11 protein-coding genes, 3 tRNA genes and 1 pseudogene are annotated in these 16,220 nt (G+C 71.9%); 6 read left to right on the top strand and 9 right to left on the bottom strand.

The features are described from left to right. Positions 1–5: 5 nt before the first annotated feature. From dnaG to ACQEVM_RS28445, 4 genes and pseudogenes are all read right to left on the bottom strand, one after another. Entirely contained in the window at positions 6–1,910 is a 1,905-nt protein-coding gene (dnaG, locus tag ACQEVM_RS28460; protein ID WP_433083665.1) for a DNA primase, read from the bottom strand. 34 nt (positions 1,911–1,944) lie between these two features. Continuing rightward, complete coding sequence (locus ACQEVM_RS28455; protein WP_433083663.1) at positions 1,945–3,219, bottom strand: NAD(P)/FAD-dependent oxidoreductase; 1,275 nt, start codon at positions 3,217–3,219, stop codon at positions 1,945–1,947. A 108-nt stretch (positions 3,220–3,327) separates the two neighbouring features. Beyond that, complete coding sequence (locus ACQEVM_RS28450; protein WP_329445422.1) at positions 3,328–4,641, bottom strand: deoxyguanosinetriphosphate triphosphohydrolase; 1,314 nt, start codon at positions 4,639–4,641, stop codon at positions 3,328–3,330. A 56-nt stretch (positions 4,642–4,697) separates the two neighbouring features. Then, positions 4,698–5,569, bottom strand: a pseudogene (locus ACQEVM_RS28445) (sirohydrochlorin chelatase). A 204-nt stretch (positions 5,570–5,773) separates the two neighbouring features. Here ACQEVM_RS28445 and ACQEVM_RS28440 point away from each other — a divergent pair. The 3 genes from ACQEVM_RS28440 (at position 5,774) to ACQEVM_RS28430 (ending at position 8,638) form a co-directional block, all read left to right on the top strand. Then, positions 5,774–6,457, top strand: a complete 684-nt coding sequence (locus ACQEVM_RS28440) for a SanA/YdcF family protein (protein ID WP_433083660.1) — start codon at positions 5,774–5,776, stop codon at positions 6,455–6,457. Between the two features lie 45 nt (positions 6,458–6,502). Next, positions 6,503–7,294: a glucose 1-dehydrogenase gene (locus ACQEVM_RS28435; protein WP_433083658.1), complete on the top strand. Its 792-nt coding sequence runs from the start codon at positions 6,503–6,505 to the stop codon at positions 7,292–7,294. 210 nt (positions 7,295–7,504) lie between these two features. After that, on the top strand, positions 7,505–8,638 hold the full coding sequence (locus ACQEVM_RS28430; protein ID WP_371591370.1) for an RNA polymerase sigma factor: 1,134 nt from the start codon (positions 7,505–7,507) through the stop codon (positions 8,636–8,638). Positions 8,639–8,748: 110 nt separating this feature from the next. Here ACQEVM_RS28430 and ACQEVM_RS28425 read toward each other — a convergent pair whose 3' ends face one another. From ACQEVM_RS28425 to ACQEVM_RS28410, 4 genes are all read right to left on the bottom strand, one after another. After that, positions 8,749–10,671 (bottom strand): ABC transporter ATP-binding protein, encoded by a 1,923-nt coding sequence (locus ACQEVM_RS28425; RefSeq protein WP_433083656.1) that lies wholly within the window; start codon positions 10,669–10,671, stop codon positions 8,749–8,751. Further along, the gene (locus tag ACQEVM_RS28420) at positions 10,668–12,401 is read right to left on the bottom strand and encodes an ABC transporter ATP-binding protein (protein WP_433083654.1); all 1,734 of its coding nucleotides are present in this window, start codon (positions 12,399–12,401) and stop codon (positions 10,668–10,670) included. Before ACQEVM_RS28420 ends, ACQEVM_RS28425 begins: the two co-directional genes overlap by 4 nt. 173 nt (positions 12,402–12,574) lie before the next feature. Beyond that, entirely contained in the window at positions 12,575–14,023 is a 1,449-nt protein-coding gene (locus ACQEVM_RS28415) for an FGGY family carbohydrate kinase (RefSeq protein WP_433083652.1), read from the bottom strand. Between the two features lie 85 nt (positions 14,024–14,108). Further along, entirely contained in the window at positions 14,109–14,423 is a 315-nt protein-coding gene (locus ACQEVM_RS28410) for a YtxH domain-containing protein (protein ID WP_433083650.1), read from the bottom strand. 137 nt (positions 14,424–14,560) lie between these two features. Here ACQEVM_RS28410 and ACQEVM_RS28405 point away from each other — a divergent pair. From ACQEVM_RS28405 to ACQEVM_RS28395, 3 genes are all read left to right on the top strand, one after another. Next, positions 14,561–14,633 (top strand) — tRNA-Asn (locus ACQEVM_RS28405). 5 nt (positions 14,634–14,638) lie between these two features. Beyond that, positions 14,639–14,711: transfer RNA gene (locus tag ACQEVM_RS28400), tRNA-Asn, on the top strand. Positions 14,712–14,891: 180 nt separating this feature from the next. Further along, positions 14,892–14,965: transfer RNA gene (locus ACQEVM_RS28395), tRNA-Ile, on the top strand. A gap of 213 nt (positions 14,966–15,178) precedes the next feature. On the opposite strand, the gene ACQEVM_RS28390 is transcribed toward ACQEVM_RS28395, so the two are convergent. Further along, entirely contained in the window at positions 15,179–16,159 is a 981-nt protein-coding gene (locus ACQEVM_RS28390) for a hypothetical protein (RefSeq protein WP_433083648.1), read from the bottom strand. Positions 16,160–16,220: the final 61 nt, after the last annotated feature.

Below are 16,220 nucleotides of genomic sequence, written 5' to 3'. Positions count from 1 at the left end.
CGGGGCTACAGCCCCTCGGCACCCCGGTTGCGCAGCCGCCGACCGTACTGCTGGAGCACCCACAGCTCCTCCTGGACCGCCGCGTGCTGCTCCGGCGGGGCCTGCGGGCTCAGGCGGGTCAGCGTGCCCTGGATCTCCAGGACCCGGCGGTCGACGGCGCGCAGGCGGACCTGCACCAGCTGGACCCCGGCGTAGATCTCGTCGACCGTCTTGGCGTGGATGGCCTCCACCGCCAGCTCCGTGACCATCGCGCGGACGGTGTCGTTCGGGGCGGCCTCGCGGACCCGGGCCAGGTAGTCGTCGGTGTCCTGGGAGGCGCCGCCGGCGTCCTGGATGGCCTGGCGGACCGCCGCGTAGGGAGGGGCCGTGAACTCGTCGATCCCGTACGCGTCGAACGCGGGGGAGACCAGGGCCGGTCGCTGGAGCGCCAGCTTGAGCAGCTCCCGCTCGGTGCGGTGGGCGGGGCTGCGCAGGTTCAGCGCGGGCCCGCCGCCGAACGCCGCCGGCGCGGTGGTGGGGGCGGCCTCCTCCCGGGGGCGGCCCCGACCCTGCTGCTGCGGCTGGTTGCCGCGCTCGCGCGCCCACCGCGCCAACTGGGCGACCCGCTTGACGACGAACTGCTCGTCGAGGATGCCGAGCATGCCGGCCAGTTGGACCGCGGACTCGTGCTGGATCGACAGGTCCTTGATGCTGGCGACGACCGGCGCCGCCTCGGCCAGCGCGGCAGCGCGCCCCGCCGGGTTCTCCAGGTTGTGTCGGGACACGATGTGCCGCAGGGCGAACTCGAACAGCGGGGTCCGGGCCTCCACCAGCCCCGACACGGCGGCGTCGCCCTGTGCCAGGCGCAGGTCGCAGGGGTCCATGCCGCCGGGGGCGACGGTGATCGAGGTCTCGGCCGCGAACTTCTGGTCGTCCTCGAAGGCGCGCAGCGCCGCCTTCTGGCCGGCGGCGTCGCCGTCGAAGGTGAAGATCACCTCGGCCGTGGCGTTGTCCATCAGCAGGCGCCGCAGGATCTTGATGTGGTCCCCGCCGAAGGCGGTGCCACAGGTCGCGATGGCCGTGGTGACCCCGGCCATGTGGCAGGCCATGACGTCGGTGTAGCCCTCGACGACCACGGCCCGGGAGGTCTTGGCGATCTCCTTCTTGGCCAGGTCGATGCCGTAGAGGACCTGGGACTTCTTGTAGATCGCGGTCTCGGGGGTGTTCAGGTACTTGGGGCCGTTGTCGTCGTCGCGCAGCTTGCGCGCGCCGAAGCCGACGACCTCGCCGCTGATGTCGCGGATCGGCCACATCAGCCGACCGCGGAACCGGTCGATGGGCTTGCCGCTGCGGCTGTCCTGGGCCAACCCGGAGGTGATCAGTTCCTTGTCGGTGAAGCCCTTGCCGCGCAGGAACCGGGTCAGGTGGTCCCAGCCGGCCGGGCTGTAGCCCACGCTGAAGTGCGTGGCGGCCGCCTGGTCGAAGCCGCGCTCCGCCAGGAACTTGCGGCCGATCTCGGCCTCGGCGCCGTCGAGCTGCTCCACGTAGAACTGCGCGGCGGCCTTGTGCGCCTCGACCAGGCGGATCCGCTCGCCGCGGCCGCTGGTGCCGGCGGTGTAGCCGCCCTCCTCGTACCGCAGGGTGATGCCGGCCTGGCCCGCGAGCCGTTCGACCGCCTCCGAGAAGGAGAGGTGGTCGATCTTCATGATGAAGTCGAGGGTGTCCCCGCCCGCCTGGCAGCCGAAGCAGTGGTACAGCCCCTTGCCGGGGCTGACCTGGAAGGACGGGGACTTCTCGTCATGGAAGGGGCAGAGGCCCTTGAGGTTGCCGCCGCCCGCGTTGCGGAGCTGGAGGTAGTCGGAGACCACGGCGTCGATCGGGACCGCGTCCCGTACCGCCTTCACGTCGTCGTCGTTGATCCGTCCTGCCACCCGTGAAGTCTACGGCCGGGCGACGGCAATCCCGTCAGGCCCCCTCCGCCACCACCAGGGAGGAAAGCGGAACCGAAGGATCCGAGAGCCTGCCCGGGTCCACCGGCGCCTTCGACCTGATCAGGGCCTGGATGTGCTCGGTGACGTCCCACACGTTCACGTTCATCCCGGCCAGCACCCGGCCGTCGGACAACCAGAACGCGATGAACTCCCGCTTCCCCACGTCCCCGCGGATCAGCACCTGGTCGTACCCGCCGGGCGGCGCGTACCCCGAGTACTCCAGGCCCACGTCGTACTGGTCGGAGAAGAAGTACGGCACCCGGTCGTAGGAGACCTCCTGCCCCAGCATCGCCCGCGCCGCGGCCGGACCGCCGTTGAGGGCGTTCGCCCAGTGCTCCACCCGCAGCCGGGCCCCGAGCACCGGGTGGTGCGCCGCCGCCACGTCCCCGACGGCGAACACGTCCGGGTCGGAGGTCCGCAGGGACGCGTCCACCGCGATCCCGCCGCCGTGCTCCCGGTCGACCAGGGCCAGCCCCGAGGTCTCGGCCAGCGCGGTGCGCGGCGCCGCGCCGATCGCCGAGAGCACCGCGTGCGCCGGGTGCTCCTCGCCGTCGTCGGTACGGGCGGCCAGCACCATCCCGTCGTGCCCGACGATCTCGGTGAGCCGGGAGCCGAAGTGGAAGCGGACCCCGTGCTCGGCGTGCAGGTCCGCGAAGAGCCGGCCGATCTCCGGGCCCAGCACCGCGTGCAGCGGGGTCGCCTCCGGCTCGACCACGGTCACCTCGGCGCCGTACCCGCGGGCCGCCGCCGCGACCTCCAGGCCGATCCAGCCCGCGCCCGCGATCAACAGGTGGCCGTTGTCCCGGCCCAGGCCGGCCAGGACGTTGCGCAGCCGCTCGGCGTGCGCGAGCCGCCGCAGGTGGTGCACGCCGGCGAGGCCGGTGCCCGGGATGTCGAGGCGGCGCGGCTCCGCACCGGTCGCCAGCAACAACCTGTCGTAGTGCAGCGCGGTGCCGTCGCCCAGCACCACCTTCTTCGCGTCCCGGTCGAGCTGCACCGCGGGCTGCCCCAGATGCAGCTCGATGTCCGAGCGCGCGTACCAGGACGGCTCGTGGACGAAGACGCTCTCGCGCTCCTCCTTGCCCGACAGGTAGCCCTTGGACAGCGGAGGCCGTTCGTAGGGATGCTCACGTTCGTCGCCGATGAGGATCACCCTGCCGGTGAACCCCTCGGTCCGCAGCGTCTCGGCCGCCTTCGCCCCGGCCAGTCCCGCGCCGACGATGACGAATGTTCGGTGTGCGTCGACCACCTGATGCCTCCTCATAACCTCTCCGCCACATGCGACCACATGCGAGCGTCCCGCACTGAGCCTGCCCCGTGAAGGGGGAATGGCCCGATCGGCTCACCCTTCGGTGCGTCAGGGCCTTCTGGTGAGACGGGCGTGAAGGGAGCGCGCGGACGCGTCGGTGAGACAGGCGATCTGGTCGACGACCGCGCGCTTGCGGGCCTTGTCGTCCGTCGCCGCGTCGAAGATCGCCCTGAACTGCGGTTCCAGGCCCTCGGGCGCGCGGGCGCTGAGCGCCTCCGCGAGTTCGGCCAGGACGACGCGTTGGTCGGCGCGGACCCGCTCCTGCTCGTCGCGCTGCATCACGTACAGGTCCGCGACCGCCTTCAGGACGGCGCATTCGTTGCGCGCCTCGCGCGGGACCACCAGTCCGGCGGAGTACCGGGTCAACCGGCCCGGCCCGTGGGCCTCCCGGGTCGCGGTCTCGGCGGCCGTGCAGAAACGGCCGATCAGTTGGCTGGTGGCGTCCTTCAACCGGGCCTGCGCGATGGCGGAACCGTCGTAGCCGTGCGGCCACCACTCCTGCTCCATGAGCCGGTCCAGGGCTTCGCGCAGTTCCTCGGGCGCGGTGTCGGCCGGCACGTAGCGACCGATGGCGACCCGCCAGATCGTGGCGCGTTCGGGCTCCGCGAAGAGCAGGTTCGGGTCGAGGTGGCCGGCGTGCAGGCCGTCCTCGAAGTCGTGGACGGAGTACGCCACGTCGTCCGCCCAGTCCATGACCTGGGCCTCGAAGCACTTGCGGTCGGCGGGCGCGCCACGGCGCAGCCACTCGAAGACGGGCAGGTCGTCCTCGTACGCGCCGAACTTGACCGAGCCCGGGTCGGTGGGGTGGTCACCGCGGGCCCAGGGGTACTTGGTGGCGGCGTCCAGGCAGGCCCGGGTGAGGTTCAGGCCGACGCTGACGAGTTCGCCCGACACGGCATCGGGCACGAACCGCTTGGGTTCCAGGCGGGTCAGCAGGCGCAGCGACTGGGCGTTGCCCTCGAAGCCGCCGCAGTCCTTCGCGAACTCGTTCAGCGCCTCCTCGCCGTTGTGGCCGAACGGCGGGTGGCCCATGTCGTGCGAGAGGCAGGACGCCTCGACCAGATCGGGATCGCAGCCGAGGGCCAGCCCGAGTTCCCGGCCGATCTGGGCGCACTCCAGCGAGTGCGTCAGCCGCGTACGAGGACTCGCGTCCCAGTCGTACGAGCGCGTGCCCGGGGTGACGACCTGCGTCTTGCCGGCGAGCCGGCGCAGCGCGGCGGAGTGCAGCACCCGGGCGCGGTCCCGCTGGAAGGCGGTCCGGCCGGGCCGTTTGTCGGGCTCGGCGGCCCAGCGCTCGGTGTCGGCCGGGTCGTACGGGTCGACGGGACGGGCGGGTGCGGTGGTGCCTTCCAAGCCTTCCATGGTCAGACGGTAACCGGAACCACCGTCAAGGCGGGCGATCCGACCGAACCCGCCTCCTACGCGACGGCCCGCTCCGACGGCCGTTCCCGACGGGCCAGGGCCTCCTCGTACCGCCGCACCACCAGGCGGGCCAGCGCCGGGTGCGCGCCCAGCGGCGCCGCGGCCGGTCCGGTCGCGGCGGCCGCGCTCGCGGTGGCGAACCGGCCGGGAGCGGTGAAGTACGAGGCGACGGCGACCCGGCGCCCGGTCCGGAGCGACAGGGCCCGCACGGCGTCGGGCACGCTCGGCGCGGCGGCCGAGGCGTGGCCCGGGACCACGGCGACCCCGCCGAGGCGCTCGGAGAGCAGGGCCGCGCCGAGGCGGACGTCGGCGGCGGCGTCCGGGTCGCGAGAACCGGCCGAGGCCAGCACGACGGGCGTGCCGGGGCTCCAGCCCGCCTCCAGCAGCCGCTCGAACAGGGCCTCGACCAGCAGCGGATGCGGACCGAGCGGCTCGGCGACCCGGGTCCGCAGATGGCCGGCCCGGGCGGCGGTCGCGGGCAGGTCCCGCTTGACGTGGTACCCCCGGCTGAGCAGCAGCGGCACCAGGACGGCCTCGCCGGTGGCGCGGTCGAGGGTGTCTTCGAGCAGGGGCCGGTTCAGCTCGACGTGCCCCAGCCGGACGTCGAGCCGGGGGCGGAGCTCACGGACCCGTTCGAGCAGGGCCTCGACGGTGGGCAGGGCACGAGGGTCGCGGCTGCCGTGGGCCACGGCGACGAGGGTGGGCTGCATGCGTGGACTCCGTGGTGCCGGGCCCCCGGGCCGTGCCGGGGGCGCAATCCGCTGAGCTGCGTGCCGAGCTGCGCGGTGATCCGCGTCAGCAGCTCCGCGGCGGTGGCGGGAGGGAGGGGGAGGGACTGGTACTCGGGAGGGTGCGCCGACTCCGTCATGAACCGATCCTGCGGGGCCGAGGTTGCCGGGGCGTTGCGCCGGGGTGACGGGTCTTTACCGGCTGCTCACCGGCGCCAGCGGGGCGCTGTGCTTTCCGCCCGGCGCCGGTGGGAGGCGCACGCCCGGGGCGGTCGTCGAAACCGCGCGCCCCGTCCCCGCGTCCTGAACAGCGACACATCCGAGGGCGTCACCGGGGGGAAAACATGCGCGGGATCGGGAAGAGGCTGCCGCTGCGCACCGTCAGGGCCCGGCGGCGGGCCGTGCAGGCCGTCATGGCCGGCTGCGTGCTGGCGCTCCTGCCCTCGGCCTGGACGCACGCCGCCGCCGCGCCGCGACTGCGGACCACGGCCGACGCGCCGGCGGCCGACGTGGCGGTGGTGTTCGGAGCCGGACTGTGGAACGGCAGACCCACCCCCTACCTGGCCGACCGGCTGGACGCGGCCGCCGAGTTGTACCGCGCCGGCAAGGTCAAGGTCGTCCTGGTCACCGGCGACAACAGTCGCAAGGAGTACGACGAGCCCGACGCGATGCGCACCTACCTCACCGGGCACGGGGTGCCGGACGACCGGGTCGTCAGCGACTACGCCGGCTTCGACACCTGGGACTCCTGTGTCCGCGCCAAGGAGATCTTCGGGGTGCACCGGGCGGTACTGATCAGCCAGGGCTTCCACATCCGACGGGCCGTCGCCCTGTGCCGGGCCGCGGGCGTGGACTCGTACGGGGTCGGGGTCGCCGACGTGCACGACTCCACCTGGTACTACGGCAGCACCCGCGAGGTCTTCGCGGCCGGCAAGGCGGCGCTGGACGCGACCCTGCGGCCCGCACCGCGCTTCCTGGGACCGAAGGAGGAGGGGGTGTCGCGGGCCCTGGCCGCTCTGGCAGACTGACGCGACCGCCGGCATATGCCGATTAGTCATATGCCGATCCGTCGTATGCGTCAGGGGCGTGGAACCGTGGCAGTCGTGGATCTGACCGGCAAGGTCGTCGTCGTCACCGGCGGAGCCCGAGGACTGGGCGCGGCCACCGCGCGGGCCGTCGTCGACGGCGGCGGCAAGGTGCTGATCACCGACGTGCTGGAGACGGAGGGCGCCGAGACCGCCGCCGAACTGGGCGACGCGGCCCGCTTCCGGAAGCACGACGTGACCAGCGAGGCCGACTGGACGGCGGCATTGGACCACGCGCTCGCCGAGTTCGGCCGCGTCGACGGACTGGTCAACAACGCCGGCGTGGCCACCGGCCGGTTCCTGGAACACGAGAGCGTCGAGCACTTCCGCCGGGTCGTCGACATCAACCTGGTCGGCACCTTCATCGGCATCAAGGCCGCGATCCCGCTGCTGCGCGCGAACGGCGGCGGCTCCATCGTCAATATCTCCTCCGCCGCCGGCCTCACCGGCCTCGCCCTGACCGCCGGCTACGGGGCCTCCAAGTGGGGCGTGCGCGGCCTGACGAAGATCGGCGCGGTCGAACTCGCCGAGGCACGGATCCGCGTCAACTCCGTACACCCCGGCATGACGCTCACCCCGATGACCGCCCCGGTCGGCATCGAGGCCGGCGACGGCAACTACCCCGGCGCCCCGATGGGCCGCGTCGGCGCCCCCGAGGAGATCGCCGCCGCCGTCGCCTTCCTGCTCTCCGACTCCGCCGGATACATGACGGGCGCCGAACTCGCCGTGGACGGCGGCTGGACGGCCGGCCCCACGGTGAAGCACCTGACCGGCCGGTGACCCCCGCCCTGCGGGGCACCGGCCGCAACGCCCCACCCCGCCGGCCGGCCCCCCTCACATCACGCGCCGCGCTCCGCGAACGTCACCCCCAGGGCCGCCGACAACCGGTCTCGGACATCCGTCCGATCCGCATCGGGATTCCCGCCAGGGGGTAACCATCGGTCACGCACCGGACTCAGAAAGTGCTCGCACGCCCCTCGTGGCGGCGATGTGTCGTACCCCACACTGAGGTGCGGTGCCCCCGTCCTCGGAGCCCTGGAGGTCGCCCCCGTGCAGACCCGGACCCTGACCGTGAACGTGAGTCACCCCGCTCGGGCCGACGAACCCGTCGAGGCGCAAGCCGAAGCCGTCGACGACGAGCCCGAGGTCTTGGAGCTGATCGAACCGGTGCCCGAGCAGCGCAGGCGCAGCGCGGACAGCGGGAGCGGGGCGGGACCCTCCGCCGACCTCTTCCGACAGTACCTGCGCGAGATAGGCAGGATCCCGCTGCTCACCGCAGCGGAGGAAGTGGACCTGGCGCGACGCGTCGAGGCCGGACTGTTCGCCGAGGAGAAGCTGGGCAACACCCCCGGCCTCGACCTCCAACTCACCCTCGACCTGGACAAGCTCGTCGTCATGGGACGGATGGCCAAACGCCGCCTCATCGAGTCCAACCTGCGCCTCGTCGTCTCCGTGGCCAAACGCTACGTGGGCCGCGGGCTCACCATGCTCGACCTGGTCCAGGAGGGGAACCTCGGGCTGATCCGGGCCGTCGAGAAGTTCGACTACGCCCGCGGCTACAAGTTCTCCACCTACGCCACCTGGTGGATCCGGCAGGCGATGTCCCGGGCCCTCGCCGACCAGGCCCGGACCATCCGCGTCCCCGTCCACGTCGTGGAACTGATCAACCGCGTCGTGCGCGTCCAGCGCCGCATGCTCCAGGAACGCGGGTACGAGCCCACCGCCGAAGAGGTCGCCGTCCACCTCGAACTGACCCCCGAGCGGGTCCTGGAGGTACTCCGTCTCGCGCAGGAGCCGGTCTCCCTGCACGCCCCCGTGGGTGAGGAGGACGACGTCGCCCTCGGGGACCTCATCGAGGACGGGGACGCCACCTCGCCCATGGAGTCGGCCGCCTTCTTCCTGCTCCGCGAGCACCTGGAAGCCGTGCTCTCGACCCTCGGCGAGCGCGAACGCAAGGTCGTCCAACTGCGCTACGGCCTGGCCGACGGCCGGCCGCGCACCCTGGAGGAGATCGGCCGGATCTTCGGCGTGACCCGCGAGCGGATCCGGCAGATCGAGTCCAAGACCCTCAACAAGCTGCGCGACCACGCCTTCGCCGACCAGCTCCGCGGCTATCTGGACTGACGCGCCCGTCCGTCCGGACCGCACGCGACCCGGACGGGCAAGCCCGGACAGGCCGAAGGGGTGCCCCCTCGACGAGGGCACCCCGAAACCACCGCGACGAGCCCGCCCGGTCAGTCGACCTCGGCCACCGCCTGCGCGAACTGCGCCGCGTACAGCCGCGCGTAGGCGCCGTCCGCCGCCAACAGCTCCTCGTGGGTGCCCTGCTCCACGATCGACCCGCTCTCCATCACCAGGATCACGTCCGCGTCGCGGATCGTGGACAGCCGGTGCGCGATGACGAAGGACGTACGGCCGTGCGCGAGACGCGCCATGGCCTTCTGGATGAGCACCTCGGTACGGGTGTCCACCGAACTGGTCGCCTCGTCGAGCACCAGGATCACCGGGTCCGACAGGAACGCCCGCGCGATGGTGATCAGCTGCTTCTCGCCCGCACTGACCCCCGCGCCCTCGTCGTCCAGCACCGTGTCGTAGCCGTCCGGCAGGGTGCGGATGAAACGGTCCGCGTGCGCCGCCCGCGCGGCCTCCTCGATCTCCGCGCGGGTCACCTCGCGCGAAGCGCCGTAGGCGATGTTCTCCGCGATGGTGCCGCCGAACAACCAGGTGTCCTGGAGCACCATGCCGATCCCGCTCCGCAGTTCCTCGCGGGTCATCTTCGCGATGTCCACGCCGTCCAGGGCGATCTCGCCGCCCGTGACCTCGTAGAACCGCATCAGCAGGTTGACCAGCGTGGTCTTGCCGGCGCCCGTCGGGCCGACGATCGCGACCGTGTGCCCCGGTTCGACCGTCAGCGACAGGTTCTCGATCAACGGCTTGTCCGGCTCGTAGCGGAAGGCGACCTTGTCCAGGGTGACCTGGCCGCGCAGCGACTCCGGACGCTCCGGGACCTCCGCGTCCGCCTCCTGCTCCTCGGCGTCGAGCAGCTCGTACACCCGCTCCGCCGAGGCCACACCGGACTGCACCAGGTTCGCCATGGAGGCGACCTGCGTCAGCGGCATCGAGAACTGGCGCGAGTACTGGATGAAGGCCTGCACGTCACCGATCGACAGGGTGCCCGAGGCCACCCGCAGACCGCCGACGACCGCGATCAGCACGTAGTTGACGTTCGAGATGAAGAACATCACCGGCTGCATGATGCCGCTGACCAACTGCGCCTTGAACGAGGCCTTGTACAGCTCCTCGTTCTCCGCGGCGAAGACCGCCGCGGACTCCTTCTGCCGCCCGAAGACCTTGACCAGGTTGTGCCCCGAGTACATCTCCTCGATGTGCGCGTTGAGCGTGCCCGTGGTCTTCCACTGCGCCACGAACTGCGGCTGCGACTTCTTGCCGATCTTCGCCGCGACGAAGATCGAGACCGGTACCGTCACCAGCGCGACCAGCGCCAGCAGCGGCGAGATCCAGAACATCATCGCCAGCACGCCGACGATCGTCAGCAGCGAGTTCAGCAACTGCCCCATCGTCTGCTGGAGGGTCTGCCCGATGTTGTCGATGTCGTTCGTCGCCCGGCTCAGCACCTCGCCGCGCTTCTGCTGGTCGAAGTACGACAGCGGCAGCCGCGACAGCTTCGCCTGGAGCTCCTCGCGCATCCGGTACACGGTGCCGTTCATGACGTGGTTCGACAGCCGCGTCGCCACCAGCATCAGCAGTCCCGCGAGGGTGAACACCACCAGCGCCCAGATCGCCACCACCCCGACGGCACCGAAGTCGATGCCCTGCCCCGGCGTGAAGGCGGTCCCGGACAGCATGTCCGCCGTGCCGTCCTGGCCCTTGGCGCGCAGGTCGTCCAGCGCCTGCTGCTTCGTGATCCCGGCCGGCATCTGCCGGCCGACGATCCCCGCGAACACCAGGTCGGTGGCATGACCCAGGATCTTCGGGCCGACCACCGTGAACGCGACGCTGCCGATGACGGCGACGACCATGCCCCACAGCTTGCCCCGGTCCTGCGCGAGCTGCCCCAGCAGCCGCTTGCCCGACCCCTTGAAGTCCATGGACCGCTGGGCCGGCCCCATCATCATTCGTCCTCCGGGCCCGCTCACGCCGCCTCCGCCTCCGTCAGCTGGGAGAGCACGATCTCCCGATAGGTCTCATTGCCGGCCATCAACTCGTGATGGCGTCCCTCGCCCACCACCCGGCCCTCGTCGAGGACGATGATCCGGTCGGCGTCACGGATCGTGGACACCCGCTGGGCGACGATGACCACGGTCGCGTTCTCCGTCTCGCGCGACAGCGCCGCGCGCAGCGCCGCGTCCGTCGCGTAGTCCAGCGCCGAGAAGGAGTCGTCGAACAGGTAGATCTCCGGACGCTGCACGAGCGTGCGGGCAATCGCCAACCGCTGCCGCTGACCGCCGGAGACATTGGTGCCGCCCTGGGCGACGGGCGCTTCGAGGCCCCCCTCCAGCGCGGACACGAAGTCCTTGGCCTGGGCCACCTCCAGCGCCTGCCACAGCTCCTCGTCCGTGGCGTCCGGCCGCCCGTAGCGCAGGTTGGAGGCCACGGTGCCGGAGAACAGGTACGGCTTCTGGGGCACCATGCCGACCGTCCTGGCCAGCAGCTCCGGATCCAGCCGGCGCACGTCCTCCCCGTCGACCAGCACCTCGCCGCCGGTCGCGTCGAACAGCCGGGGGACCAGCCCCAGCAGCGTGGACTTGCCGCTGCCCGTGGAGCCGATCACCGCCGTCGTCTCGCCGGGACGGGCCACCAGATCGACGCCGCGCAACACCGAGGCCTCGGCGCCGGGGTAGCGGAAGTCGGCGCCGCGCAGCTCCAACTGCCCGTGCCGCCGCAGCTCGCGCACCGGGTCGGTGGGCGGGACCACGCTGGACTCGGTGTCCAGGACCTCCTGGATGCGCTCGGCGCAGACCTCGGCGCGCGGCACCATCATGAACATGAAGGTGGCCATCATCACGGACATGACGATCTGCATCAGGTAGGCGAGGAACGCCGTCAACTGGCCGATCTCCATGCCGCCGCTGTCCACGCGCATCGCGCCGAACCAGATGACGGCGACGCTGGAGATGTTCACCACGACGATGACGACGGGGAACATCAGCGCGAGCAGCTTCCCCGAGGCCAGCGAGACTCCGGTGAGCTCGGCGTTCGCCTCCCGGAAGCGCTCCTTCTCGTACGCGTCGCGGACGAAGGCGCGGATCACGCGGTTGCCGGTGATCTGCTCGCGCAGCACCCGGTTCACGATGTCCAGGCGGGTCTGCATCTTCCGGAACAGCGGCCGCGTCTTGAAGACGATGGCGCCGACCGACAGGCCGAGGATCGGGACGACGGCGAGCAGGACCCCGGACAGCTTCACGTCGAGCGACAGCGCCATCGCGATGCCGCCGACGCACATGATCGGCGCCGAGACCATCAGCGTGAAGGTCATCAACGCCAGCATCTGGACCTGCTGGACGTCGTTCGTCGTACGGGTGATCAGGGACGGGGCGCCGAACTGGCCGAGCTCACGCGCGGAGAAGCTCTGCACGCGGTCGAAGACGGCGGCCCGGACGTCCCGGCCGAGCGCCGCGGCGGTGCGGGCGCCGTAGTAGACGGCCCCCATGTTGCAGGCGAGCTGGACGAGCGAGACACCGAGCATCAGCGCGCCGAAGCGCAGGATGTAACCGGTGTCACCGTTGACGACACCGTTGTCGATGATGTCGGCGTTGAGCGTGGGCAGGTAGAGGCTCGCACTGGTCTGCAGCAGTTGCAGCAGCACCAGCAGGGCGATGGGTTTCCGGTACGGACTCAGGTGGGTCCGCAGAAGTCGTATGAGCACGCGCAGGCTCCGGTCGGCAAGATCGAGGGGGTTCGCTCCATCTTCGGCCAATCGGGTGCCCGATCCCCACCGGTTTTCGCAAAGGCAGGTCAAAAGGACCAGACCGCCTCAGTCCCCTTGCGGGCGCCGTCCGGGGGCCCGCCCCGGGCCGGGCGACACTTCGGCGCCAGGGCCTAGAACGCCCCGGGGTGGATCTGCTCGCGCGTCGCGACGTACTGGCGGCGCACCGCCTGCCAGGCCGGGTAGTCCTCGTCCGGCTCGAAGACCTGCGCCGCCGGACCCGGCCAGACCGGCGGGGTGTGCGGGCCGAGGGTGCCCCGCGCCACACCGAGGGCCCACGCCGCCTGGCGGGCCGCACCCAGTGCCGCGTAGTCGGCCGGAGCCGGGACCACGATCTGCGTCCCGAACAGGCCCGGCGCCGCCGCCTGCACGGCGGGCAGCTCGGCCGCCGCGCCCAGCAGGAACACCCGACGGATCTCCACCCCGCGGTGCCGCAGGATGTCGAGGGCGTCGGCCAGACCGCACAGCATGCCCTCGAAGGCGGCCCGCGCCAGGTGCTCCGGCTTCATCGAGTCCCGCCGAAGACCGGACAGGGTGCCCGCGGCCTGCGGCAGGTTCGGCGTCCGCTCGCCCTCCAGGTACGGCAGCAGTACGAGGCCGTGCGCACCCGGAGTCGACTTCAGCGCCAGCGCGCTCAACCCCTCCAGGTCGGTGCCGAGCATGTCGGCGGTGCCGCGCAGGGCCCGTACGGCGTTGGAGACGTTCACCACCGGCAGGTGCATGCCGCCCGCGTCGGCGAGCGAGGTGATGAGGCCGCCCGGGTCGGGCAGCGCCTGGTGGTGCACGGCCATCACCGAGCCGGAGGCGCCCAGCGACACGACCGCGTCGCCCAGGCCGAGTCCCAGCCCGAGGGCGGCGGCCATGGTCTCGCCGGTCCCGGCGGATATCAGCAGCCCCTCGGGAGTGGTGCCGGCGGCGTCGGCCGGGCCGAGCACCTCGGGCAGCAGCGCCTGATGGCCCAGGGCCAGTTCGACGAGGTCGGGGCGGTAGGTGCCGGTGGCCGTCGACCAGTAGCCGGTGCCGGACGCGCCGCCCCGGTCGGTGGTGCGGCGGGCGGGCCGGCCCAGCAACTGCCAGACGAGCCAGTCGTGCGGGGACATCAGCACGGCCACCCGACGCGCCGCCTCGGGCTCGGTACGAGCCAGCCAGGCCAGCTTCGAGATCGGCTGCGCGGAGTGCGGGACGCAGCCCACGGCCTCGGCCCAGCCCCGACGACCGCCGAGCACCTCGATCAGATCGGCCGCGGCGACCTGCCCGCGCTTGTCGTTTCCGACCAGTGCCGGACGCACGAGGGCGCCCTGCGTGTCCAGGGCGAGCAGGCCGTGCTGCTGCGCGGAGACCCCTATGGCCTGGACCCCTTCGAGGAGACCGCCGCCGGCCGCCTCGCCGAGCGAGAGCAGCCACGCCTGGGGGTCCGTCTCGTGGGGGTTCGTACCCCCCGGTTCGCCCGTCGGCTGCGGGTGGGGCGCGTAGCCCTGGCGCAGCACGGCACCCGTGTCGGCGTCACAGACGACGATGCGAGTGAAGGTGGAAGAGCTGTCCAGCCCGGCGACTATCCCCATGCGGAGAATTCTGCCGCACGGACCGGCGGGCTCCGCCGTCGAGGAGGCCTCCCGGCCACGGGCCGCGGAGGCCTCCCGGCCGGCCTCAGGTGTTGCTGGTGCCCCAGTCGTCCTCGCCGCCGGCGCCGGTGCCCCGACCGCGCAGGTTCCGGACCCGCTCGGCGAACCCCTCCGGCACCGCGTCGCCGACCTTGTCGCTCACCGCGGCGAAGGCCTTGCCCGCGTACTGGCGACCGCTGTGACCGGCCGTCTCCGCGGCATTGCGGACCGCCGGGTTCTGCGTGATCTCGCGGGCCGACTTCTTCAGCTGCTCGTACCGCTCGCGCCCGGCCCGGGTCCCGAGCACGTACCCGAGGGCCAGTCCGACCGCGAACGTGACCTTGTACCGCATGCCTGTCACCCTTCGTCGTGTGGTGCCCGGCCTGCTGCCGATACCGATTGGCGGAGCACCCCCCTGCTTGCGCTAATCTATGACTCGCAACGGGCGCTCGCCCCCCGGCAAACGCCGGAGGTGGGCTGTTCGGTGCAACGCAGCAATCCCCTGTAGCTCAATTGGCAGAGCAGCCGACTGTTAATCGGCAGGTTACTGGTTCGAGTCCAGTCGGGGGAGCGCGGTCCCCTGTAGCTCAATTGGCAGAGCAGCCGACTGTTAATCGGCAGGTTACTGGTTCGAGTCCAGTCGGGGGAGCAAAGAAGAGGAGGGCCCGCGAGGGCCCTCTTTTTTTGCCCTGATTCCGGAACCGGGCAGCGCTCGGCGCGGTCTCTCTGGACAGCGAAGCCGATCATGCGAGGCATCCGAGGCAGGAGATCGTATGAGCGGCTATGCTGCGGCAGACGGCGCGCACACATGTACGCGCCACGCCGTAAAGGGGCGGTAGCTCAGCCGGTTAGAGCAGCGGACTCATAATCCGTCGGCCGTGGGTTCGAGTCCCACCCGCCCCACTGCGGGGCTGGTTCGCAGAAACGTTGCGACCAGCCACTTCGGTGCCTCGTCCAGCCTGCTGGGTCGGGGCACCCTGTCGTTTCCGGCCCCGTGCCGGCCGTACGGGCCCGCGCAGATCTTCCTGGATGCCCTCGGCGGGAGCACCGGACGGACGATGCCGCTCATCGTCATCGGTGCCCAACTCTTCTGCGGCACCCGCCCCCCCGTGGTGCTCAACCGGCCGGGCAGGCCGCGGCCGGGTCGTCGTGGGTGAGGGCGCAGACCATCTGCGCGCCGCGTCGGTGGTCGGGGTACGCCGCGAGCAGTTCGGACTTGAAGTCGTTCCACTGGCGGGCGATCTCGGCGGTGGCCCCGGTCGTGGCATGCCGGAAGTTGTCGCCCGTCCTCGAACGGGCGGACGCGGCGGTGTCCTTGTTCAGGGCACGGTTGTGGGCGACGCGGCCGTCGCAGTCGGGGGGCTTGACCCCGGTGGAGTCCATGTCGGGGTAGCAGCCGGTGGTGAGGTCCCGGGGGATCCGCTCGCGCGCCTCCCGGGTCCACTCGGCGTCCGTCATGGCGCTGTAGCGGCGGATGTCGAGGAACGGCGCGACGTCCGTGCGTCCCAGGCCGGGCGGGTTGTCCGGGCCGATCGGACCGGGGGCGGGTCGGTCGACCCAGTTGGAGTGCGAGTAGAAGTCCTCGATCTGGTGCCAGCCGCGGCCGAGCTGTTCGAGGACGGCGCACTTGGCCCGCCCGGGCTTCCCGTCCCACACGCAGGGGGCGGACAGGTCGCCCTGGTCCGCGCGCACCTTCCCGTCGGAGTCGACGAGGCCGTCGGCGGCCCGGACGGCGGCGCGGAAGCGGGCTACGGAGGTACGGACGCAGGCGAGGAGCTCGGTGGTGGCCTCGTCCCGGGTACGGGGGTAGTCGCGGGCGTAACGGGGTTCGAGGTGGTCGGCGTTGTCGCAGTGCAGGGGGCCGACGTCGAAGTAGGGGCGGTGGTCGTTGGCGTTGATCGCCCCGCTCCGCGCGTCGGCCATCGCGGTCAGGGTCACCGGCTCCCAGGGCAGGGCCGCCCGGGTGATGTCCTCGTGGTCGGGTCCGGTGAAGGCGTGGGCGGGTCCGCTCGGCACGGCGGCCAGGGCGACCGCCACGAGCGCCGCGGCGGTCGCGGCGGCGGGCCGGGGCCGGCAGGGCAGCGGAAGGTGGGACATGCGGAGCTCCAGGCGTCCGAGGGCCTGCCCCGGGGAGGGCGAACCCTGCCTCCATGCTGCG

This window comes from Streptomyces sp. CA-243310 (genome assembly GCF_050936775.1).
Classification (GTDB): Bacteria; Actinomycetota; Actinomycetes; order Streptomycetales; family Streptomycetaceae; genus Streptomyces.
This window is presented reverse-complemented; position numbering and strand designations above follow the sequence as displayed.

What these genes read in the sequence shown, in the direction of transcription:
- ACQEVM_RS28450 (WP_329445422.1), bottom strand. Translation starts at nt 4,641, where the DNA reads ATGGAAGGCTTGGAAGGCACCACCGCACCCGCCCGTCCCGTCGACCCG.
- ACQEVM_RS28440 (WP_433083660.1), top strand. Translation starts at nt 5,774, where the DNA reads ATGCGCGGGATCGGGAAGAGGCTGCCGCTGCGCACCGTCAGGGCCCGG.
- ACQEVM_RS28435 (WP_433083658.1), top strand. Translation starts at nt 6,503, where the DNA reads ATGCGTCAGGGGCGTGGAACCGTGGCAGTCGTGGATCTGACCGGCAAG.
- ACQEVM_RS28415 (WP_433083652.1), bottom strand. Translation starts at nt 14,023, where the DNA reads ATGGGGATAGTCGCCGGGCTGGACAGCTCTTCCACCTTCACTCGCATC.
- ACQEVM_RS28390 (WP_433083648.1), bottom strand. Translation starts at nt 16,159, where the DNA reads ATGTCCCACCTTCCGCTGCCCTGCCGGCCCCGGCCCGCCGCCGCGACC.